22 protein-coding genes are annotated in these 23,173 nt (G+C 39.9%); 16 read left to right on the top strand and 6 right to left on the bottom strand.

All coding sequences use genetic code 11. The annotated features are described in order from the left end of the window. Window positions 1-40: 40 nt before the first annotated feature. The 5 genes from MWU82_RS02955 (at window position 41) to MWU82_RS02935 (ending at window position 6,390) form a co-directional block, all read left to right on the top strand. Entirely contained in the window at window positions 41-1,756 is a 1,716-nt protein-coding gene (locus MWU82_RS02955; protein ID WP_215949345.1) for an alkaline phosphatase family protein, read from the top strand. A gap of 27 nt (window positions 1,757-1,783) precedes the next feature. Continuing rightward, the gene (locus MWU82_RS02950; RefSeq protein ID WP_247095162.1) at window positions 1,784-3,040 is read left to right on the top strand and encodes a hypothetical protein; all 1,257 of its coding nucleotides are present in this window, start codon (window positions 1,784-1,786) and stop codon (window positions 3,038-3,040) included. After that, window positions 3,027-4,391 carry an aspartate aminotransferase family protein gene (locus MWU82_RS02945; RefSeq protein WP_215949347.1) on the top strand — a complete coding sequence of 455 codons (1,365 nt, stop codon included), beginning with the start codon at window positions 3,027-3,029 and terminating at the stop codon, window positions 4,389-4,391. Before MWU82_RS02950 ends, MWU82_RS02945 begins: the two co-directional genes overlap by 14 nt. Window positions 4,392-4,413: 22 nt before the next feature. Next, window positions 4,414-6,000 carry a fibronectin type III domain-containing protein gene (locus MWU82_RS02940; RefSeq protein WP_247095161.1) on the top strand — a complete coding sequence of 529 codons (1,587 nt, stop codon included), beginning with the start codon at window positions 4,414-4,416 and terminating at the stop codon, window positions 5,998-6,000. 147 nt (window positions 6,001-6,147) lie between these two features. Continuing rightward, window positions 6,148-6,390: a hypothetical protein gene (locus MWU82_RS02935; RefSeq protein WP_215949349.1), complete on the top strand. Its 243-nt coding sequence runs from the start codon at window positions 6,148-6,150 to the stop codon at window positions 6,388-6,390. A 338-nt stretch (window positions 6,391-6,728) separates the two neighbouring features. On the opposite strand, the gene MWU82_RS02930 is transcribed toward MWU82_RS02935, so the two are convergent. Both MWU82_RS02930 and MWU82_RS02925 read right to left on the bottom strand, forming a co-directional pair. Then, window positions 6,729-8,525, bottom strand: a complete 1,797-nt coding sequence (locus MWU82_RS02930) for a hypothetical protein (RefSeq protein ID WP_247095160.1) — start codon at window positions 8,523-8,525, stop codon at window positions 6,729-6,731. Window positions 8,526-8,898: 373 nt separating this feature from the next. Continuing rightward, the gene (locus tag MWU82_RS02925; RefSeq protein WP_247095159.1) at window positions 8,899-9,654 is read right to left on the bottom strand and encodes a sulfite exporter TauE/SafE family protein; all 756 of its coding nucleotides are present in this window, start codon (window positions 9,652-9,654) and stop codon (window positions 8,899-8,901) included. Between the two features lie 83 nt (window positions 9,655-9,737). On the opposite strand from MWU82_RS02925, the gene MWU82_RS02920 reads away from it, so the two are divergent. After that, a complete protein-coding gene (locus MWU82_RS02920) occupies window positions 9,738-11,549 on the top strand; it encodes a sodium:solute symporter family protein (protein ID WP_247095158.1) in 1,812 nt (603 codons plus the stop codon). Between the two features lie 40 nt (window positions 11,550-11,589). Beyond that, the gene (locus MWU82_RS02915) at window positions 11,590-12,684 is read left to right on the top strand and encodes a heparan-alpha-glucosaminide N-acetyltransferase domain-containing protein (protein WP_281502392.1); all 1,095 of its coding nucleotides are present in this window, start codon (window positions 11,590-11,592) and stop codon (window positions 12,682-12,684) included. 1 nt (window position 12,685) lies between these two features. Here MWU82_RS02915 and MWU82_RS02910 read toward each other — a convergent pair whose 3' ends face one another. The 3 genes from MWU82_RS02910 to MWU82_RS02900 form a co-directional block, all read right to left on the bottom strand. Further along, entirely contained in the window at window positions 12,686-13,498 is an 813-nt protein-coding gene (locus MWU82_RS02910; RefSeq protein ID WP_247095157.1) for an alpha/beta hydrolase-fold protein, read from the bottom strand. Window positions 13,499-13,613: 115 nt separating this feature from the next. Continuing rightward, the gene (locus MWU82_RS02905) at window positions 13,614-14,342 is read right to left on the bottom strand and encodes a DUF3784 domain-containing protein (RefSeq protein ID WP_247095156.1); all 729 of its coding nucleotides are present in this window, start codon (window positions 14,340-14,342) and stop codon (window positions 13,614-13,616) included. A gap of 99 nt (window positions 14,343-14,441) precedes the next feature. Continuing rightward, window positions 14,442-15,032: a riboflavin synthase gene (locus MWU82_RS02900; protein ID WP_247095155.1), complete on the bottom strand. Its 591-nt coding sequence runs from the start codon at window positions 15,030-15,032 to the stop codon at window positions 14,442-14,444. A gap of 70 nt (window positions 15,033-15,102) precedes the next feature. On the opposite strand from MWU82_RS02900, the gene pdxA reads away from it, so the two are divergent. From pdxA to MWU82_RS02855, 9 genes are all read left to right on the top strand, one after another. After that, entirely contained in the window at window positions 15,103-16,155 is a 1,053-nt protein-coding gene (pdxA, locus tag MWU82_RS02895; protein ID WP_247095154.1) for a 4-hydroxythreonine-4-phosphate dehydrogenase PdxA, read from the top strand. 160 nt (window positions 16,156-16,315) lie between these two features. Next, window positions 16,316-16,849 carry a DUF177 domain-containing protein gene (locus MWU82_RS02890; protein ID WP_247095153.1) on the top strand — a complete coding sequence of 178 codons (534 nt, stop codon included), beginning with the start codon at window positions 16,316-16,318 and terminating at the stop codon, window positions 16,847-16,849. A gap of 8 nt (window positions 16,850-16,857) precedes the next feature. Beyond that, complete coding sequence (gene rpmF, locus MWU82_RS02885; RefSeq protein WP_031445940.1) at window positions 16,858-17,055, top strand: 50S ribosomal protein L32; 198 nt, start codon at window positions 16,858-16,860, stop codon at window positions 17,053-17,055. 174 nt (window positions 17,056-17,229) lie between these two features. After that, window positions 17,230-18,225, top strand: coding sequence for a beta-ketoacyl-ACP synthase III (locus MWU82_RS02880; RefSeq protein ID WP_247095152.1), 996 nt, complete (start codon window positions 17,230-17,232; stop codon window positions 18,223-18,225). A gap of 33 nt (window positions 18,226-18,258) precedes the next feature. Next, complete coding sequence (gene accB, locus MWU82_RS02875) at window positions 18,259-18,744, top strand: acetyl-CoA carboxylase biotin carboxyl carrier protein (protein ID WP_072860254.1); 486 nt, start codon at window positions 18,259-18,261, stop codon at window positions 18,742-18,744. A gap of 90 nt (window positions 18,745-18,834) precedes the next feature. Beyond that, complete coding sequence (gene accC, locus MWU82_RS02870; RefSeq protein ID WP_072860255.1) at window positions 18,835-20,187, top strand: acetyl-CoA carboxylase biotin carboxylase subunit; 1,353 nt, start codon at window positions 18,835-18,837, stop codon at window positions 20,185-20,187. A 187-nt stretch (window positions 20,188-20,374) separates the two neighbouring features. Then, on the top strand, window positions 20,375-21,490 hold the full coding sequence (locus tag MWU82_RS02865; protein WP_247095151.1) for an FAD-dependent oxidoreductase: 1,116 nt from the start codon (window positions 20,375-20,377) through the stop codon (window positions 21,488-21,490). A gap of 44 nt (window positions 21,491-21,534) precedes the next feature. Beyond that, window positions 21,535-21,990, top strand: a complete 456-nt coding sequence (locus tag MWU82_RS02860; RefSeq protein ID WP_247095150.1) for a 3-oxoacyl-ACP synthase — start codon at window positions 21,535-21,537, stop codon at window positions 21,988-21,990. 53 nt (window positions 21,991-22,043) lie between these two features. Then, complete coding sequence (locus MWU82_RS02855; RefSeq protein ID WP_247095149.1) at window positions 22,044-22,745, top strand: cyclase family protein; 702 nt, start codon at window positions 22,044-22,046, stop codon at window positions 22,743-22,745. 17 nt (window positions 22,746-22,762) lie between these two features. Here MWU82_RS02855 and arfB read toward each other — a convergent pair whose 3' ends face one another. Next, window positions 22,763-23,167 carry an alternative ribosome rescue aminoacyl-tRNA hydrolase ArfB gene (gene arfB, locus MWU82_RS02850; RefSeq protein ID WP_247095148.1) on the bottom strand — a complete coding sequence of 135 codons (405 nt, stop codon included), beginning with the start codon at window positions 23,165-23,167 and terminating at the stop codon, window positions 22,763-22,765. Window positions 23,168-23,173: the final 6 nt, after the last annotated feature.

Raw genomic sequence — 23,173 nt, 5'->3', positions numbered from 1 at the left:
TTTACACTTCTTCATTAATCAAAAATTAAAACCAATCTAAATGAGCAAAGCCAATTTTGTACTTAAAAGCACCTTGTTTTCGGCTATTTCGGGCATCTTGCAAAAAGTTTTCGCTAAAGAATTATTGCTTAAAATAATTGCATTGATAATTATTTTCGGTTCATTTTGGTCCTGTGCCAAAAAAAATCATGAAAATTCTCCCATAGTAAAGCATGTGGTGGTTATTGGTTTTGATGGATTAAGTCCCAATGGATTAAAAAATGCAACAACCCCAACCTTTGATAAGATTATAAGTGAAGGGGCTGCCAGTATGCATGCCAGGGCGGTTCTGCCTACAAGTTCCAGTACCAACTGGGCTTCCATGATTATGGGTGCCGGTCCTGAGCAACATGGTATTACTTCCAACAGCTGGGAGAAAAACAATTTTGTATTGCCCACGATTACGCAAAGTGAGGATTTTCTTTTTCCAAGCATCTTTCAATTGATAGATGACCAAAAGGAAAGTGCGGAAATAGGAGCAATTTATCATTGGTCGGGATTTGGAAGACTGTTTGAAAAAGGGGCCGTGGACTATGATATAAATCCAGAGTCCGAAGACCAAACGGCAGCCTTGGCCAGTGCTTATATAAAAGAAAAAAAGCCCACCTTCACTTTTATCCATTTTGACCATGTAGATCATGGTGGACACGAATACGGTCACGGGAGCCCTGAATACTATAAATCCGTGGAAAAGGCGGACGCCATGCTGGCAGAAGTAATGGCAGCTATCAAGGCATCTGGAATGGCCGATGAAACATTGGTTATCATAAGCGCAGATCATGGTGGACTGGGAAAAGGTCATGGAGGTGAATCTTTACAGGAAATAGAAATTCCTTTTATCCTTTGGGGAAAATCGGTCAAGAAGAACCATGTGCTTAAATATCCAGTTTATCAATATGACAATGCGGCAACGGTCGCTTTTGCTTTGGGAATAAAAACACCTATGGCCTGGATTGGCAAACCAGTAAAAAATGCTTTTGAAGGCTTTGATCTTAACGATGATTATCCCACTACGATAAGGGTTGAGCAACCGGCTATTCTACCTGTTGCCAAACTCAATAAAAAGGCTGGGGGCCTATTTGATGACACCGCGACCATTATTATGGAAAACACAAACGGTACTGGTGAGATAAGGTATACCTTGGATGGTTCCATGCCCACTGCAAATTCCACTTTATATACCGACCCGGTCGAGACAACAGAAAATGTTGTTGTTAAAAGTGCTATTTTTAGAAATGGAAAAATTGCCAGTACGGTATCGGAGGCCTTTTTTAGAATAAAAAACAAGACAATGGCCCCTCCCATTTCTTATGAGGTTTTTTATTTGGAAAACTTGACCAGCATTCCCAGTCTGGAAAATAGAAAACCGGATGCCAAGGGAACTTGTTTTGAAATTACTTCTGACGAGGTAAAGGAAGAAATTAGAAGCAACACAGTGGTAAGATTCAGCACCACCATTCAGGTCGAAAAGGAGGATAGATTTACCTTTTATACCAATTCTGACGATGGTAGTAAATTGTGGGTAAATAATGAATTGGTAGTGGATAATGATGGAGATCATGGGGTGATTGAAAAGAATGGCAGTATTTCCTTAAAGCCGGGAACCTACCCTTTGCAAGTGGTATGGTTTAATGGAGGTGGTAGTGGTTGGTTGAACGTGGATTATCAAACTAAGACCATTCCTAAACAAGTGCTATCTACATCAATATTAAAGTAATTGGAAATAACGGTAAAAGGTTTATCAATGAAGTTCATATTTCTTCTTTTGTCCATGATGCTGGTAACGGCCCAAGACAAAGGAGGGCAATTACCCGCGTGGGAAGAGGGGATGTTGGATATTCATCATATAAATACAGGTAGGGGGGATGCCGCTTTTTTTGTTTTTCCAGATGCGACCACGCTCTTGGTGGATGCAGGTGACATGTCCGAAACCCATCCTAGAACATTATCTGCCAGAAATGCAGTACAAAAACCCGATAATTCCAAAACTGCGCCCCAATGGATTGTGGATTATATTCATCAGTTTTTTCCAAAAAATAAAACCTTGCAACTGGATTACGGACTAATTACACATTACCATGACGATCATTTCGGGGAGATGGATGTTAAAAGGAAACGACACCCAAAAGGAAAGTATGGCTTAACAGGAATGATGGAAGTAGGGAGTTTATTGCCTATTAAAACCCATTTGGACCGCGGAAGTAATTATCCAATCGATTTAAAGAATACAGCAGTACAAAAGAAAATAAAAGCGAACGATTCTTATAGTATTATAGAAACATTGCAGGAGTATTGGAATTATATGGATTATCACATCAAGGAAGATGGGATGATTTACGAAGCCTTAAAGCCTGGGGCTATAAATCAAATCCATCTAAAACAATCCCCCAATAAATATCCCCATTTTGAAATTCGTAATATTGCTGTTAATGGCGATATATGGACTGGTGAAAACGAGGATTATTATTCTTTCTTTACCAAAGGGGATTATCCCGGTGAAAATCCTTTAAGCACATGTCTAAAAATTACCTATGGCCGGTTCGATTATTTTACCGGAGGAGATATTAGTGGTATCGATACCTTGGGACAAATGGACTTAAATTCCTTGGAATCGCACGTGGCACCAGTGATTGGTCCTGTGGATGTTGCCACCTTGAACCATCATGGCAACAGGGATTCCCAAAATGTATTCTTTGTAAGAACACTTAGACCAAGGGTATGGATCCAACAAAATTGGTCATCGGACCACCCAGGGGAGGAAGTGCTACGAAGAATAACTTCCAAGTCCTTATATCCTGGAGAGCGGGATTTGTTTTCAACGGTTATGTTACAACCTCTTAAAGATGTGATAGGCGATAGGTTGGATCAATATAAAAGTCAGAACGGTCATATTGTGGTCCGGGTGTATAACCAAGGAAGTCAATATGATATCTATATCCTGAACGAAAACACAAAAGAACGAGAAATAATAGCAAAATACGGACCTTATGAAGCAAGATAATTCAGGTATTGGTGCCCAGAACAAAAAGACCGAAGGAGATATTAATTTTACTCCGGCACGTGCTGCTTGGATGGACTCTGAGATTAGCGAGGAAACCAAACAAATTTTGGAACGGGATGCCAGATATTTCCTTCATCAATCCATGTCCACTCCTTGTCTGGATGTTTTACAAAGTTGTGAGGGACCCTATATTGAGAACATATCAGGAAAAAAATACCTGGATTTCCATGGCAATAATGTGCACCAAGTTGGCTACGCCAATCCAAATCTAATTGAAAAAATTATTGAGCAATTAAAAGTTTTGCCTTTTTCCCCAAGACGTTATACCAACATTCCTGCCATTGATTTTGCTGAAAAATTGGCCTCTTTGATGCCATCCGATCTTAACAGGGTGCTCTTGACTCCTAATGGAAGTTCTTCCATAGGAATTGCCCTAAAATTATCGAGGGCCGTCACGGGCAGATTTAAGGTGGTTTCTTTTTGGGATTCTTTTCACGGGGCTTCCTTGGATGCCATCAGCGTGGGTGGGGAAGCCGTTTTTAGGGAGTCCATGGGGCCATTAATGCCAGGAGTGGAGCGTATTCCACCACCTGTTACCTACCGTGGAATTTTTGAAGACAATGAGGATAAATGTTTGGAATATTTGGAATATGTGTTTTCCAAGGAAGGCGATATTGGGGCTTTTATTGCCGAAACTATTAGGAATACGGATGTTCAATTGCCCTCCAAAGCATTTTGGAAGAAGGCCAGGGAGCTTTGCACCAAATATGGGGTATTACTTATTTTGGATGAAATTCCAATAGCTCTTGGCAGAACAGGTAAGATGTTTGTTTTTGAACATTATGGAATAGAACCGGATATATTGTGTATTGGAAAGGGATTGGGGGGTGGAATATTTCCTCAGGCTGCAATTATCACTAGGGACGAATACAACAAGTTCGGGGATATCTCGCTGGGACACTATACCCATGAAAAAAGTCCGTTAGGTGCCGTAGCAGGACTTGGTACCATTGCCTTTTTGGAAAATGAAAAAATATTGGACAAGGTCAAGGCAGATGAAAAATACCTTAAAACGTCACTGGGCGCATTACAGTTAAAATATCCCCTTATTGGTGATGTCAGGGGTATGGGATTGTTGTGGGGTGTAGAATTGGTGAAGGACAAGAAAACCAAGGAAAAGGCGATAGATGAGGCGGAGGTGGTCATGTACGAATGTTTAAAACGAGGCCTTAGCTTTAAGGTTTCTGCGGGTAACGTTCTGCAATTGTCACCCGCACTTACCATAAGTAGAAAAGAACTGGATTCGGCCTTAAATATTCTGGATGAAAGTTTGGCCATTGTACATTCGTAATTAAAAATACATAGATCTAGACATGAAGATTAAAGTAATATTGTTTTTTGCCATGGCATTCCATGTATTGGGAGGTGCCCAAAATGCAAAGAAAGAATTTTTAATTCAACCCTATCTTCAGGATGCAGAGCCCAATTCCATTAAAATTATGTGGGAAACATCGGTGGGTGAGGAAAGCATGGTTGAATGGGGATCAACGCCAAAACTAGGCAAAAAGACCAAGGGTATTGCTTTTGACATCAATTTTAGTGAATCTAGAATTCACGAAGTTAAATTGGAAGGATTAAAGCGCTTTACCGAATATTACTATCGCGTGAAAACAGGAAAAATAGTGTCGGACATTTTTCAATTTAAAACCCCTCCCTTTGCCAGTGACCATGAGTCCTTTAAAATTGTGGCTATGAGCGATATGCAAATAGACCACAATAATCCCAATAAGTTTTCGGAAGTAGTCAATGATGGCATATTGCAATATTTGGAAAAAGAGTTCGGGGGCAAACTTCCCAATAATTTGGCCATGGTGATGATACCTGGTGATTTGGTGGAGAATGGCACCAAATATTATCAATGGAAAGATCATTTTTTTAATCCTGCTGAAAGATTATTTGCGGAGGTGCCGGTCTACCCAGTATTGGGGAACCACGAAAAAAATTCGGTATTTTATTTTAAGTATTTCAGTCTGCCGGAAAACGGCACGCCGGCCTATGCGGAACACTGGTGGTTCAAGGACTATGGCAATACCAGGATTATAGGGCTCAATTCCAACGATGGCTATAATAACAGTAGGGATCAGTATGAGTGGTTGCAAAAGCTATTGGATGAAACTGCACAGAACGATGAGGTAGATTTTGTTTTTGCTCAATTGCACCATCCCCACAAATCGGAACTTTGGATTCCCGGAGAAGAGGATTTTACAGGAAAGGTGGTAGCTCTTTTGGAAGCCTTTACCACTAAGACAGGGAAGCCCAGTATCCACTTTTTTGGACATACCCACGGTTATTCCAGAGGTCATTCCAAAGATCATAAACACTTATGGATCAATGTTGCCTCTGCAGGAGGGGCCATTGACAATTGGGGGGAATTTGAAGGCAGGGATTACGATGAATTTACGGTAACCCAGGACGAGTATGGTTTTGTGATGGTGGAAGTTGATGCCAGTCCGGAAGACCCTAAGTTTACCATTAAGAGAATTAGTCAGGGGAACGAAGAGTTGGAGCGAAAAAATGAACTTAGGGACAGTCTGGTCATTTATAAAAACGAAAGAAAGCCTGGAGCGCCCAGTGTTATCTCACCCAATAACGAAACGGTTGATTTTACAGGTACTACACTAAAAGCCGGGGATTTTAATAGCAGCTTCAGCAATGCATTCCATGCGGCTTCCCATTGGCAGATTGCAGAGAGCAACGACTTTGAAAAGCCAATTTTTGACAGCTGGAAACAATTCGAAAATTGGTACTACAAGGAAAATAGGCAAAAGGATGATGACCTTACCGATGAAAAAACCAATAAGTTAAAACCCAACACTACCTATTACTGGAGGGTCCGTTACCGGGATCAAAATTTAAATTGGAGCGACTGGTCAACTACCGCTACATTTGAGACTAATTAATGTTAAAAATGGGTATTATAGGACTATCTTTTTAGATCAAATTTCAAATTAAGGATAAATTAGGTCACAAACGCGGAGAAAAAAATATTGGTATTTGAATTAATTCATAATTGCATAGTTTTTGTAACTTTATTATAAAATGATTATATGGGCACGGCAGAATTAAACAAAACCAAAAAAGAGCTTGTAGGATGGATTCAAGCGTTGACCGATGATTCTATTTTAAGTCTCCTTAATTCTGTTAAATTGTCTAGTGAGGACAAATCTGCAGACTGGTGGGAAGAACTTACAGAAACGGATAGGATTAATATCCTAAGGGGCATCAAGGATTATCAGCAAGGTGAAAGTGTGGAATCCAGTGAATTCTGGGAAGGTTTAAACAATGGATAAACCTTATAGGGTTGAATGGACAAAAAGGTCATTGCACAATGCCATTTCCATTAAACATTGCCCGATTCAAAAGTTCACTGTAAAGGAGGTCGCCAAATTTGAAGGTTTACTTCGGCAATTTGAATTAACGGTTTCGAATTTCCCTACATTATATCCTGAATCAAAAAGTTAAAAACTTTTAAGGCGAGCAGTTATTCATAAAAATACAACTGTTTATTATATTTTCAACAAAGACCAAGTAACGGTTATAGCTATGAAGGACAATCGGCAAAGGAAGGCCCTTTGATATTCCGATTAAAATTCACGACTCTGCCGGATTGATCTTTAAAAGAGTAAGATTACACCTCCGATAAAGAAAGCGTTTCTATCTCCATTTTAAAACCTTCCAATGTTTTTAAACCTTGTGTCAATTCTGTTAGAACAGAGTCCTTTACGTTTTCAAATTGTCCTTTAAGGCTGCCAAATAATTGTTGGTAATAGGTGATACCCTCATTTAAATTATGGGTAAAGGTCAACAGGTATTTTTCCTGTTTTTTATTCATGGATTCCCTGGACTCCTCAATCTTATTTTTAAGATAATCAAGGTAAATCCCCAATTCCTTAACAAACATATGGGGTCTATCGGTTCTCTCAATAACATTGCCACGTCCGTATATATGGTCCACCATTTCCTTTAATGTCATTATTTTGGAATAATAAGCCATATTGGGTCCGGGGCAGATAGATACGCCTGATCCTTCTGTTTTAGTATCCAGGCCATAGGCCAATAAGGCAGAGGTACCTAAACCTACACAGGTACATGATTTCTCTGTTATTTTATTCAATCTTCCGGTATATTCTTTTTCCGATAGATCCAGATCATCCAGTTCCTTAATTTTTAAATTTTGGTATTGCCTTGAGGCAGTACATAGCCCTTTGTCAGAGTAATCCTTGTTTAAGGCTACAAATTTCTTTGGACAGGAGCTTCCTGGCCGATCCTTATCTATGTTTTTTTGTTTTTCCATATCCTTGGTGTTTCCACGAAGGTTGTGGAACGGTACTCCCAATGGGGATATATCGCTCAGGTACAAATCCTCTTCTTTTGCGGCGACCAATTTCTCCAAGGTGGACTTGTCTACGGTAGTGGCCTCCGGAACCAATAAAAATGGGGTCCCCCAACCTACAGAATCCACTTTGTAATGATCCATAAGAAATTGGTGTTCCTCAGCAGTACCAACACCACCCTGGGCGGTGATTTTTAAGGATAGATTCTGTTTGGGTACTTGTCGGCCTTTGTTGGCCAGTGCCGGAATTAAAATGTCGTGGATTTCATCTATGTAAGCTTGTCTGTTGTCCCTGAACTCGGCCATAATAGGGCCCATTAAATAACCATCTGTAGCAAAGGCATGCCCACCACAATTTAACCCGGATTCTATCCTATACTCTGATACCCAAATTCCTTTCTTTGCCAAAAATTTGCCTTGGATCAAAGCAGATCTATAATCACTGACTTTTAAGACTATCTTCTTTTTAATATTTCCGTTTTCATCAGGGAAAAAATCATCGAAATTTTCCAGGTAACTATAAAGTCGGGGGTTCATCCCAGCAGAAAGAATAACGGAGGAATATAGTTCGCTCATAGCATATCCACGCAAGGCTGCATGAGCATCATTAAATTCAGTGGGCAGCTTGTCATTTTTTGTATAATTGTCCTTGTCCACCTTGGTCATAATATTGACATCGATGCTGCCCATGGACAAATTCTCCTTTAACCATTTTTTAATTTCAGCAGATTTGAAATCGTTTGAAGTAAGTTTTTCAAATTCTTCCTTTAGATGGGAAGCATTTGGCAGGAGGCCTAAATATTCCTTTATTTCATGCGCAGAATTTTTTAGGTCCTCAAATTTTTTGTGTGCTGCATCATTGATCAAGTTGAGATAACTGGTAATTCTTTTGGCCCTAAAATCTTCCAATTTATCTGAAATTTCCTGGTATGGTAGTTCAAATTTTTCACAGTACATTTTCCTTAATTTTTCAATCAGGATATCATCTACCAAAGAAATAACAGAATCTATGCCAAGGTGGGAAACTTTTAGGGGGGTATCTATGGTAAATCCGATTCCCATTACCGGAATATGAAAGCTATGTTTTTTCATACGTTTAAATATTTTTATTTGTTGGACCCTTAGGGTGTTACTTCTAAAATATAAATCAGAGCTATCTATTTATGGGATAACTACTTATCATGGTAAAGTCCAAATATGAATCGACAAATTTTAGGAGAAATGCGTTCTTAGAATATGATAATTATCAGGAAATGCATAAAATATTTAGGGGACAATTAGGGTGTTGGGAAATACGCTTATCCTTTGGAGGTAGAGGCTTTTATTTTTGGTAATGTTAGCTTGAAGTTTAGTTAACTTCTAGACGGGTTTTTAATACGATTTTTGTTTCGAAAAGTTTGAGTTAGTATTAGTTTGAGTTAGTCTAGTTGAAGAGCTGGTGCATTGCACCAGCTTTTTTTGCTTATTATCGGAAAAGAATTAGGAAGGCCCCAATAGCGGTTAGGATCAAAATCATCTTACGATAGAATTGTTCTTTTATGATTTTTACCAAGCGCACGCCAACAATAATTCCCAAAATTATTCCGGGAACCAATTTTAGATTAATTATTAGGGTCTCAGGAGTAATGGTCTTCCATATAAAAATATGAAAGGGCAGTTTAAATATGTTCACTATAAAAAAGAGCCAGGCCGCGGTTCCAATAAATTCGTTCTTTGGCAGCCTCATGGCCAAAAAATAAATGTTGGAAAAGGCTCCGGCCAAATTACCTATCATGGTGGTAATACCCGCCATGGTTCCTATAAAACCGGCAAATGCCCAATGGGTAGGTACGTTTTTGGATTTTTTTCTGTCCCACCAATACATCATTATAACCGTTCCCAAAATTATAACGGACATGCTGATTTTAAAGGTGGTTTCCGGCAAATCCTTTCCTACGGCTGTGCCAATGAGTATGCCAAGAATCATCCAAGGTAAAAAGGCAACTATATACTTCCACTGGGCATGTCTGTTGTAATAAATCACGGCAAAGGCATCACCTACAACAAGTAGGGGTACTATCAATCCAGTCGATTCCTTGGCCCCAAAGGCCAATGCCATTAAAGTAACATTGATTATAGCGATTCCCTTAATCCCAGCTTTCGAAATTCCTATCACAAATGCGGCAGTTAAGGCAAGTACCCATGCCGTTATGGTTAAATCTGGTGTTGTTAAGAGTATCATACGTTACATTTGGCGAACAAAGGGCAAAAGTATCCCAAAAAAATTTATCTTTAGATCTTAATTCTCAAACCTAAGCCAAACTGATGGAATTAAGTACCCTCGATTACAGTTTTATTGTCGTTTTTTTCTCAATTGTTTTATTTATCGGAATTTATGTATCCAAGAAATCCGGGGCCAGTTCTTCGGAATATTTTCTTTCGGGTAGAACCATGCCTTGGTGGCTGTTGGGCCTCTCTATGGTGGCCACGACCTTTTCTACGGATACGCCCAATTTGGTGACGGATATTGTTCGTACCAACGGAGTTTCCGGAAACTGGGTTTGGTGGGCTTTTCTATTGACAGGTTTACTTACCGTCTTTGTATATGCCAAACTTTGGAGGAAATCCAATGTAAATACGGATTTGGAATTTTATGAACTGCGCTATGGGGGTAAACCGGCAAGCTTTTTAAGAAAATTTAGAGCCGTTTATTTAGGAGTGATATTTAATGTGATTACCATGTCTGCCGTTACTTTGGCAGCAATTAAGATAGGTGGTATTATGTTGGGCTTGGAACCATGGGTAACCGTGGTAAGTGCTGGATTGATTACCGTGACCTTTAGCGCCTTGGGCGGATTTAAAGGAGTGGTTTATACAGATTTTCTACTGTTCTTTGTAGCTATGGGCGGTGCTATTGGAGCGGCCTACTATTTGGTGAATATTCCGGAAGTAGGAGGTATAACAGCATTGATGGCCAATGAACATGTTGTGGATAAACTTGCTATTGTGCCCGACTTTACCAATACCAATGCTTTGATCACACTATTTATAATCCCTCTGGCAGTACAATGGTGGAGTTCTTGGTATCCCGGTGCGGAACCAGGTGGAGGGGGCTATATTGCCCAGCGTATGTTGGCGGCCAAAAATGAAAATCATGCAATAGGTGCTACTTTCTTTTTTAACATTATGCACTATGCTTTGCGTCCATGGCCATGGATTTTGGTAGCCTTGGCATCCTTGGTAGTATATCCTGACATTGCCAGTATACATGAGGCCTTCCCAAATGTTGCGGTAGATAAATTAGGTCATGATTTGGCTTATTCGGCTATGTTGACCAAATTACCCAGTGGATTATTGGGATTGGTATTGGCTTCCCTTATTGCGGCTTATATGAGTACTATTTCTACCCAGTTAAACTGGGGATCGTCCTATATAGTTTATGACTTTTACAAACAACAGATAAACCCCAATGCCTCCGAGAAAAGGTTGGTGGCCGTTGGTAGATTGTCCACGGTGGTGTTAATGGTTTTCAGTGCGGCCTTGGCTTTGCTTTTGCAAAATGCCTTGCAGTTGTTTGAAGTACTATTGGTATTTGGTGCGGGAACTGGACTGATCTTTATTTTGAGATGGTTCTGGTGGCGCATCAACGCATGGAGTGAGATAACTGCCATGTTTGCTTCGGGAATTGTCTCTATTATCTTAAAATTAACAGCTGTGGGACCTTTCTTATTTGCTGCTGAAACCGGTGTATTCCCGGATTGGGCGGAATATCCCTTTGTGGTCGTGGTTACTACGGTTATTTGGTTGACGGCAACATATATGACCCAGCCAGAATCAAAACAGGTATTGCAGGATTTTTACAAAAAAATTCAGCCGGGTGGACCAGGTTGGTCCAAAGTGATCAAGGAGGCGAAAGATGAAAATGTAGAGATTGTGAACACCAAAGAAAAATGGAGTGTTCCTGCCGGTATCACCGCCATGTTGCTAGGTTGTGTCCTGATCTACTCCTGTATGTTTGCAACTGGGTATTGGATATATGGAAAAACCACCAGTGCACTAATTCTAACAGCTGTCGCCATAGTGTCCGGATTTTTGTTGGCTCGGGCTTGGAATAAGATGAAGGATCATATTCTGTAGGTGAAGGTCCTATAAAAGGTAAGCAGGCACAAAACTAGGAATGAATATACAGAACAGAATAGTTTCCGTGGATATCTTTAGGGGACTTACCATTGTCCTTATGATTTTGGTAAATAATCCCGGAACATGGTCCCATGTATACGCTCCTTTCTTGCATGCTCCATGGCACGGATATACCCCCACAGATCTTGTATTTCCCTTTTTCTTGTTCATCGTGGGCTGTTCCATTGTTTTTGCGTATCAACACAAACCGGTAGATGCCAGTACCTATAAAAAAATAGCCATAAGAGCCTTGAAATTAATAGGCCTGGGTCTTTTCTTGGGAGCGTTTACCATTCACTTTCCCTTCTTTAAGGATTTCGAAAACATTCGATTTCCAGGGGTGCTACAGCGTATTGGTGTGGTGTTTTTCTTTGCCTCAATTTTATTTATCAATTTCAATTGGAAAACACTGGTTGGTATTTGTGCTTTTCTTTTGATTGGGTATTGGTTGGTAATGGGCTTTGTGCCGGTCAACGGTATGGCGCCTACCTTTGAGCGTGCACCGAACAATTTGGCCAATTATTTGGATGTCCTTGTATTTGGGAGCCACAGCTATAAGGCAGATTATGATCCAGAAGGTTTGTTAAGTACTTTGCCGTCTATAGCTTCAGCATTACTAGGAATTTTTACAGGTCTTATCTTACGCTCCAAAAGAGCTAAAAAGGAAATACTGCTTGTTGGAATGGGATTTTTAATGTTGGTCGTAGGTTATGTTTGGGATCTGTTTTTCCCCATAAACAAGGCGCTATGGAGTAGTAGTTTTGTAATGGTAACGGTTGGTTGGGCCAATATTATTTTGGGCCTAATATATTATTTTTCAGATGTAAAGGGAATTAAGTTTGGCAGTATATTTAAATATGCAGGGGCAAATGCCATTGTCCTATATTTTCTTTCCAGTTTTATCAGTAAGATCATGGGTTTGGTAAAGGTAGATGGGGATACTTCCCTAAAAGCCTGGCTTTTTAATACTGTTTATGTACAGGATTTTTTGGCAATGGAAACCTCTTCATTGTTGTATGGGCTCTCATTGGTCTCTTTTTATGTGTTACTGGGGTATATTCTTTACAGAAAAAAGATATTTATAAAGGTCTAATTCAGTCCTTTTGGAATGCCCATTTAATAAATTGTGGCAGCGCCGAGCCCCAAGTGAATAAATCATGCTTTCCTCCTTCAATTTCTTTATAGCAAATGTCCCCGGGATAGGAATACCCTTTTAACTGCAATTCGTTTATTACATCCAAGGTGTCATCTATTACATCTATAACACCATTGTTGTTTCGGTCATCGGTTTCTTCCTCCGTACCGCATTGAAAAAAGTATTGCAGAGGTGCACGGTGCTTAGAATTCTTGATCATGTCCAAAGTAATCCTGCTCCTATCCTCCATATCGTGTTTTTGGTATGCTTTTCTGCGCCACCAAAAGGAACCGCTAAAAACTCCTACTTTACCGAAAAATTTGGAATTGTTGAATACAATGTCAAAGGCGGAAAGGCCTCCTAAGGAAAAGCCACAATAGACCCAGTTTTGTACAGGAGGGGAAACTTTAAATTCCTTGCCTAAGAAGGGAATCAATTCCTCTATGATAAATTTGGAATATTGCAAGGCCTTGTTGCCCCTACCTTTAAAATCCGCAGAAATAGAAGTGCCATACTCATAAAGTCTATTGTGATCGGCTTCTATACCTACAAAAATAAACGGATTGGTTTCCTTGTCCTTATAGGCATCGGACAATGTTTTTTCTAAATTTAATCCCACATAATCCTGGCCATCATTCATTAACAGTACAGAAAATGGCGTTGGGGACTCCCTGTAGTTTGGAGGGGCAACCAGTCTAAAGGCCACGCTTCTCTCTAAATTGAAGGAAAAAACACTACCTTTTAAACTAATGTAATCGCTCGTAAACTGCATATATAAAACTTCAAATCTTGCAAGTATAACGATTCTTGAAAATAATATTGTACTGTAAATAGGGATTTAATCACGCTGGCAATGTTTATATATGAACAAAGATGGGATACTTCTACTATTCAAGTCCTTCTGGGTAGACATTTTTTATCTCATTATAGAGATCAATACTAGGTTTTTCCTTGGCCGAGAAGTAAATTTTTTCTCCATTCGTTTTTGTAAAAAGGAGGTATGCTTTACTTTCCGAGTTCAATATCAATTTCACTTTCTCCCCTTCCTTGGTTTTAAAATATCCCTTCTTGACACTTCCAAGGGCAAATCCATTGGTTTTTGATGTTATTTTAGGTAAATGGTCTACCAGGGCTACCGATTGTATTTCCGATGCATTTAGGATTTCCCCATAACTGCCCTTAAATTGGACAGAATCCGGTGCAATGACTATTTGATTTTCCTTAAAACCCATGGCTAGGAGCCCAAATACAAGAATTAAGGTCGCCACTAGAACATAAAGACCAATTTTATTCCATTTGCTACTGGATCCTTTCCAGTATTTATTGCTTTCCCTCATGAAATAAATGTAGGCTAGAATGGGATAAACACCTATGAAAATTCCGCTTGCGCTTTCCCCAATGGCAAAGTGCAATAAGAGGCCTATGGCAATAAAGCTAACTCCCAAAAACAGGTGGAACTTTTTAAAATAGGGGATGTACGATTTTATATCCACCTTTGTTCTTTCGGCTTCACTCATGGTGTTGTAGCCAGAAAGAAGATATTTTGAATTGTTTTCCGTTACGAGGAACGCCATGGCTATAAATAGAAGGCCAGTTCCAATGATTATATAAAGCATAAGTTTTAAACCCTATAATGTTCTAGTTGTTTAAATTAGCATAATTTTTATAATAATTGGTCTTGGTAAACGGGAAATTCTAAAACGATAACAGCATTATTAACCTCTGATTTCCAACAATCTGGAAACGTACTTACCAATTACATCAAACTCTAGATTAACCCGTGTCCCAATAGTGTAACTTCCAAATCGGGTATGTTCATAAGTGTAGGGGATTATGGCTACACTAAAACTGTTTTTTTGGGAATCCACGACCGTTAAACTGGTTCCGTCTATGGTTATGGATCCTTTTTCTATGGTAACGTTATTTTGCTTTGGATCATAACTGAAGGTAAAAAACCAACTACCATCCTTTTCTTTAATATCGATACATTCCCCTGTTTGGTCCACATGGCCCTGTACAATATGCCCGTCCAACCTGGCTCCAAGCACCATGGCACGTTCCAAGTTTACAAGATCTCCTTCATTAAGATCGTTTAAATTGGTTTTTTCCAAGGTTTCCTCTATGGCGGTTACGGTATACTGATCATCGGCAATTTTTACGACTGTAAGACATACGCCATTATGTGCAACACTTTGGTCTATTTTTAGTTCTTGGGTAATCTTAGATCTTAAGGTAATATGAAGATTGCCTCCCTCTTTTTCCAATTTTTTTACTTCTCCCAAAGTTTCAATAATCCCAGTAAACATGTCTCGTTTTAATTAAGTAGTTTTGTGTTGTAAATTTAGGGGTTTATTTCATATTAAACGAAAAGACAAAATGCAGGAAACTGGAAATATAAAATTGGGGATATCCATTGGGGATTTAAATGGGATTGGGTGCGAAGTGGTGCTTAAGACATTTGAAGATTCCCGAATGTTGGATTTCTGCACACCAGTTATTTTTGCATCCAACAAAACCATCTCCCACCAAAAATCGGAGTTGGGACTGGATATAAATTATAATGGTATCCAAGATGCCTCCAAGGCCATAGATGGCAAGATAAACGTGGTAAACGTTTGGAGGGAAACCCCCAATGTTAATTTTGGGGAGCCAACTCCAGAGAGTGGAAAATACGCCATACAGTCCTTAAGGGCTGCAGTAGAGGCGCTTAAGAATAATGAGATAGACGTTTTGGTTACGGCACCGATTAATAAGAACAACATACAGGCGGAGGATTTTAAATTTCCGGGACATACAGATTATCTAGCCCAGGAATTGGAAGGGGAAAGCTTAATGTTTATGGTGACAGATGGTTTAAGGGTGGGCTTGCTTACCGATCATGTAGCGGTAAAGGATGTTGCAGCCCATATTACACCTCAATTGATACGCTCTAAAATTACCACTATTTCCAACTCCTTAAAGATGGATTTTGGTATTAGGAAACCAAAAATTGCACTTTTGGGAATTAATCCGCACAGCGGTGATAATGGCGTAATTGGGAAAGAAGATGACGAGATTTTAAAGCCGGTAATCAAGGAAATGTCCGAAAAGGGACATTTGGTTTTTGGACCTTATTCTGCGGATAGTTTTTTTGGGTCTGACAATTACAAGAATTTCGATGCTATTTTGGCGGCCTATCATGACCAGGGACTTATACCTTTTAAAACTTTGTCCTTTGGGAAAGGGGTAAACTTTACCGCAGGCCTTAGTAAGGTGCGCACTTCGCCAGACCATGGTACGGCCTATGAAATTGCAGGTAAGGGGGTTGCGGACAATAGTTCCTTTAAAGAGGCCGTATTTACCGCCCTACATATATTTAAAAATAGAAAGGAATATAAGGAATTAACAGGGAATCCTTTAAAAAAGCATAAGCTAAAAAGGCAGGGATAGCGTTTCCATAATATTAGGAAGCTACTCGGCTTTGGATCATTGAATTAAGTGAATTTTACCGGAATATATTTATTTCGTTCTATTTGTTGGCTTTTTACAAAATAATAGTATCTTTGCACCCGCCTTTATTGCGGCGGGTACGTTAAAACCAGTGTGGATCATGATGCAGCATAAGGAGTTTATTATTCCTTTTTCGGGACTGAAACAGGGAAAACACGAGTTTGAGTACACCATAGAGAATAAGTTCTTTGAATCTTTTGAGTATGATGAGTTCAACGGTGCGAATATTAAATTGGACGTTACCTTGAATAAAATGAGTACCATGATGGAGTTGGAAATGAAGGCACGGGGAACAGTAAATGTTAATTGTGACCTCACCAGCGAACCTTATGACCAAAAAATAAAGGCCGATTTGGAATTGGTGGTTAAGTTTGGTGATGAGTACAACAACGACAATGATGAGATATTGATTATTCCACACAGTGAATACCAAATCAATATTGCCCAATATGTCTATGAGATGTTGGTGTTGGCCGTACCTCTTAAAAAGGTTCACCCTGGGGTGTTGGACGGCAGCTTAAAATCAGATGTGTTGGACAAGCTGGAAGAACTCCAACCAAAAGATACAAAGGAAAACAAAGAAGATATTGATCCCAGATGGGACGCTTTAAAAAAATTATTAACGGATAAATAAGTTTCATAATGGCACATCCTAAAAGAAAAATTTCCAAAACCAGAAGAGACAAGAGAAGAACGCATTATAAGGCGGTAGCTCCTACTGTAGCACAAGATCCAACTACTGGAGAAATGCATTTGTTTCACAGAGCTCATTGGCATGAAGGTAAATTATACTACCGTGGAGAGGTTTTGATTGACAAAACTGAAGAAGCAGTAGCATAATTTAGGCTAGAACAATATAATTTGGACTCCCACTTCTTAAGAGTGGGAGTTTTTTTATGAAGGCGATGTAAATTTCAAAAACAAGGTATTTTTGGACTTAAAGTCATATAAAATCACTAATTTTCACAAATTTTCAATTGTTTTTGGAGGTTTATTGATAAAAATCAAATTTAGATGAGCAAAACAACGGCAGCAATTACCGCTGTAGGGTCTTATGTACCAGACTTTGTAATGACGAATAAGATTTTGGAGACTTTGGTAGATACCAATGATGAGTGGATTACGACAAGGACGGGTATCAAGGAAAGGAGAATCCTAAAGGGTGAGGGCCTGGGAACATCATATCTTGCCATAAGAGCTGCGGAGCAACTTCTGGAAAAACGGAAATTGGATCCCAAGGAGATCGAATTGATTATTGTTGCAACTGCAACTCCAGATATGATGGTTGCCGCAACAGCTGCTTATGTGGCTTCGGAAATTGGGGCAACTAATGCTTTCGCCTATGATTTGCAGGCTGCATGTTCCAGTTTTTTATATGGAATGTCCACTGCGGCCAGTTATATAGAATCCGGGAGATATAAAAAGGTATTGCTTATCGGGGCCGATAAAATGTCCTCTATTATAGACTATACCGATAGAACCACCTGTATAATTTTTGGGGATGGTGCCGGCGCGGCGCTTTTTGAGCCAAATAACGAAGGTCTAGGTCTACAGGACGAATATTTAAGATCGGATGGTGTAGGAAGAAATTTCCTTAAAATGGATGCCGGAGGCTCCTTGCTTCCCGCCTCCGAGGAAACCGTTAAGAATAGACAACATTTTATTTATCAGGATGGGAAGTCGGTCTTTAAATTTGCAGTTACCAATATGGCCGATTCTGCCGCCAAGATAATGGAGCGAAATAATTTGTCTCATAATGATGTAAGTTGGTTAGTACCCCATCAGGCCAACAAAAGAATCATCGATGCCACTTCCAATAGAATGGGACTCGACGATTCCAAGGTAATGATGAATATACAGAGGTACGGAAACACTACTTCCGCGACCCTCCCACTTTTGCTGAGCGACTATGAAAGCCAGCTTAAAAAAGGTGATAATTTGGTTTTTGCAGCCTTTGGTGGTGGTTTCACCTGGGGCTCCATATATTTAAAATGGGCATACAATTCATAAATTTGAAGCAACCTATAAACTAATACGAACTCTATGGATATTAAAGAAATTCAAAGCTTAATTAAATTTGTAGCCAAATCTGGGGCTAGTGAAGTAAAATTGGAGATGGAAGATATAAAGATCACCATCCGAACCGGTGCAGCTGGTCATACTGCAGAACCAACTTATGTACAACAAATTCCTATGGGAGGCCATATGCCACAACAGATGGCTGCTGCTCCTGCTAGTTCTCCTTCTGTTGAAGTGGAGGTAAAAAAGGAAGCTGATGAAAATTCAAAATATATTACCATAAAATCACCAATAATTGGAACTTTTTATAGAAAACCCTCTCCTGATAAACCATCATTCGTTGAGGTAGGGGATACTATAGCAAAAGGAGATGTGCTTTGCGTCATAGAGGCAATGAAACTATTTAATGATATTGAATCCGAAGTTTCCGGTACCATTGTGAAAGTTCTTGTAGATGATAGTTCACCCGTAGAATTCGATCAGCCATTATTTTTGGTAGATCCATCATAAGAAGTTTTAAATGCTAAATGTCGGATGACGATTTAATATGGTCATTTCGAATCATTTAAAATTTAGAATACAAATTTAAAATTTCAAAAGATGTTTAAGAAAATACTTATTGCAAATAGGGGGGAAATAGCGCTACGTATTATTAGGACCTGTAAGGAAATGGGTATAAAAACGGTAGCGGTATATTCCAAAGCGGATGAGGAAAGCCTACATGTGCGTTTTGCGGACGAAGCCGTTTGCATAGGTCCTGCCCCAAGTAGCGAATCCTACCTTAAAATACCAAATATTATTGCAGCGGCCGAAATTACCAATGCCGATGCCATACACCCAGGATATGGATTTCTTTCCGAAAACTCCAAGTTCTCCAGAATATGCGCCGAGCACGATATAAAATTTATTGGGGCTACAGGCGAACATATAGATAAGATGGGGGACAAGGCCACTGCCAAAGAAACCATGAAAAAGGCCGGTGTACCTTGTGTACCAGGTTCTGAAGGCTTGTTGAAGGATGTAGAGGATGCCAAAAAAGTGGCCAAAAAAATGGGTTATCCAGTTATGATCAAAGCTACTGCAGGTGGAGGTGGTAAAGGGATGCGTGCCGTTATGTCCGAGGACAAGATGGAGGAACTCTTTAACAGTGCGGTAAAGGAGGCTACAGCTGCCTTTGGCAATGGAGGCATGTATATGGAAAAGTTGATCGAGGAACCTCGCCATATAGAAATACAGATAGTTGGTGACCAATATGGAAAGGCCTGTCACCTTTCAGAAAGGGACTGCTCTATTCAGCGTCGCCATCAAAAGTTGACCGAAGAAACCCCTTCCCCATTTATGACGGACAAGTTGAGGGACGACATGGGAAAAGCGGCTGTAAGGGCGGCCGAATTTATAAAATACGAAGGTGCAGGAACTATAGAATTTCTGGTAGATAAACACCGAAATTTCTATTTTATGGAAATGAATACCAGGATTCAGGTAGAACATCCCATAACAGAACAGGTAATAGATTATGACCTTATACGGGAGCAGATTCTAGTAGCTGGCGGAGTGCCTATTTCAGGTAAAAACTATCTTCCAAAGCTGCACTCCATTGAATGTAGAATAAATGCGGAGGATCCCTATAACGGATTTAGACCTTCTCCCGGCAAGATAACCACATTACATACTCCAGGAGGGCATGGGATACGTTTGGATACCCACGTTTATAGTGGTTATACCATTCCGCCCAACTATGACTCCATGATCGCTAAGCTTATTACAACGGCTCAAACAAGGGAAGAAGCCATCAATAAAATGAAACGGGCATTGGATGAGTTTGTTATTGAAGGTATTAAAACAACTATTCCTTTTCATAGACAACTAATGGATCACCCGGATTACTTGGCGGGGAACTATACCACAAAGTTTATGGAAGACTTTGTAATGGCACCACAACCAGCGGAATAATCAGATTTTAATAATATAATTATTTTTTGGATGAGGCGGATTAAACTGGTGGGCAACCAACAGTTTAATCCGCTTTTTTAGTTTAAAGGATTATTGAATGAACCTTTCACCATGGAATATTCTTATCTAAATTAATAATACCTTTATTCTTCTTTTGTTATTTTGATCATAAAAGCAACTGCCCACTATGAGCCTTAGTTATTGGGAATATAAAACCTGGTTGTCCAACATAGATTTTACTATTGTTGGCAGTGGAATCGTAGGGTTAAATTGTGCCTTATACTTAAAGAAACTGTTCCCCAAGGCAAAGATATTGCTCTTGGAAAGAGGTCATCTCCCGCAAGGGGCCAGCACAAAAAATGCGGGATTCGCTTGTTTTGGCAGCATTTCAGAGGTTTTGTCCGACTTAAAGAAGCATTCCGAGCAGGAGGTCCGCCAATTGGTTCTAAAGCGTTGGGAGGGGATACAATTGCTAAGGGAGAATCTTGGCGATGAACAAATGGATTATCAAAACAACGGGGGGCATGAGATTTTTTTAAAGGAACAGGCGGATTTATATGAGGATTGTCTTGATAAATTGAATATGATTAATTCCTTATTAAAACCGGTATTTGGTGCAGACGCTTATGTAGTGCATCCCAATAGTTTTAAGTTTAAGGGGGTCCAGAAAAATTATATAACCAATCCGTTCGAAGGCCAGATCAATACCGGCAGTATGATGAAAACCTTACTAGCCAAGGTACAGCACAGTGGGGTGACCATTCTGAATGCTATTGCCGTGGAAGGCTACCAAGAGAATATGGATCATGTTGTTGTTAAAACCGATCAATTCGAGTTTAAGACCAACAAACTGTTTATTGCCACCAATGGTTTTGCGTCCCAATTAATCGGGGAAATTGTGAAGCCTGCCCGAGCGCAGGTGTTGATCACCAAACCCATAGAAAACCTATCCGTAAAGGGTACTTTTCATTTGGATGAAGGCTACTATTATTTTAGGAATATAGAAAATCGAATACTATTGGGAGGAGGGAGAAATCTCGATTTTAAAGGGGAGGAAACCAGCTCCTTTGGCGAGACCACTTTGATCCAGAACAGGCTGGAGGAAATGCTGCGTACTATTATTTTGCCCGATACGCCTTTTGAGATAGATTTACGATGGAGCGGAATTATGGGGATGGGAAATCAGAAGAAACCTATTGTAAAACAACTTGCCAATAATGTGTTCTGTGGGGTAAGGATGGGCGGTATGGGAATTGCCATTGGTAGTTTGGTAGGTAGGGAATTGGCTAATTTGATAAAGTAGGTTTAAAGTTATAATGCCATTGAAATTTAATAACAATATTCTGAATGGATTCTTCGGTAAAACAACGGTTATACGAGTTTTGTAAATCATTTATAGAGAATAGGTTGGTGCGCATTAATAGCAATATCGATTCCTTACAGGAAGCTTTGACCTCCGAGACCAAAAGTAGTGCTGGGGACAAACATGAAACTGGAAGGGCCATGATTCAATTGGAGCGCGAAAAATTGGGCAATCAGTTGGCTGAAGCACAGTTGTTACAGGAGTTGTTTAAAAAGATACCTCCAAACAAGAAGACTTCTATGGTGGGATTGGGTAGTTTGGTAATTACCGACCAACATAATTATTATATGGGGATCAGTGCAGGGGAATTGAAGTTGGATGGAGTATCATATTTTGCCATTGCGCCCAATACGCCAATAGGGAAACTGCTATTGGGGAAAGCGGTGGGGGATATGGTTAGTTTTAATTCTAGAAAAATTGTAATACGGCAGATTGTGTAGTTTTTAATGCTGCTATGGAAAGTATTTAGTTTAAAAGGTATGATTCTTTTATTATGGTAGAAATTATTGACCTAAGCCAAGAAATATTTTCAGGGATGCCTGTTTATAAAAGCCTTCCTGAAGTAAGGATGGAGATGTATGCCTCCCATGAAGAATGGGACGGAATTACAGATAGCAATACGGTATCTCCAAGTGTCTACAAATTGGAGATGAGCGAACATACTGGAACCCATGTGGATTCCCTAAGTCATATGGCAAGGGAATTTAAGGGGCAGTCCATAGACACTATGCCGCTCACTATGTTCTATACAGAGGGAATTTGTTTGGACTTGTCCCACAAAGGGTTAATGGAATTAATAGAGCCGGAAGATTTGGTATCGGCTTGTTCCAATGGCAATATAACTATTAAAAAAGGAGATACGGTCCTGATCTACACAGACCACTATAGAAGGACCTACGGTAGTGCGGACTGGGGGCGCGGACCGGGGCTTAGCGCTGCTTCGGCACTTTGGCTGGGAGAACAGGGAATTTCCGCTTTTGGGGTTGAAATGATGTCTCCAGGAATTCCTGGGGTATCGAATAGGGAAGTACATCATGTTTGTGGGGAGATTGGCTTTACCCACTATGAAAATATGATCAATTTACAGCTCTTAATTGGTCGGGGTCGCTTTAGATTTATTGCATTGCCTTTGAAAATCCGTGGAGGTACCGGATCTCCCGTTCGTGCGGTTGCCGTTTTTGGGGAAGGGAAGTAAAGGTAAATTCAGGCGGATTACTCCAACCTAGGCTTGCCCCTGTTTAATTTTTTGAGTGCAGCCTTTTTTTTGCTCTTTAACCGCTTTTCAATGGCCGACCTGCTAGGTTTGGTCTTTCTTCTTCTTTTTGGGACCGTTAAACTGGTTTCGAGGGTATCAAGGAATTTTTTAATGACCAGTTCTTTGTTTTTGTGCTGACTCCTGGTTTCCTCACATTGCATTATAAGTATGTTTTCCTTGCTTAGCTTGGTCGATAGTTTCCTGAGAAGTCGGTTTTTTTCAATATCGGTCAAGGCCATGGAGTTTTCAAGATCAAAGGTCAATTCAACTTTGGAGGACACCTTGTTTACATGCTGACCCCCGGCACCACTGCTCCTCACCGCTTTAAATTTTAGCTCCTGTATGATGCCTTCCCTATTCAATATTTT

Origin of the sequence: Arenibacter sp. S6351L, assembly GCF_023016025.1 — a bacterium.
GTDB classification, from domain to species: Bacteria; Bacteroidota; Bacteroidia; order Flavobacteriales; family Flavobacteriaceae; genus Arenibacter; species Arenibacter algicola_B.
The sequence above is the reverse complement of the archived record's forward strand: the minus strand, read 5'-3'. Positions and strand labels throughout refer to the sequence as shown.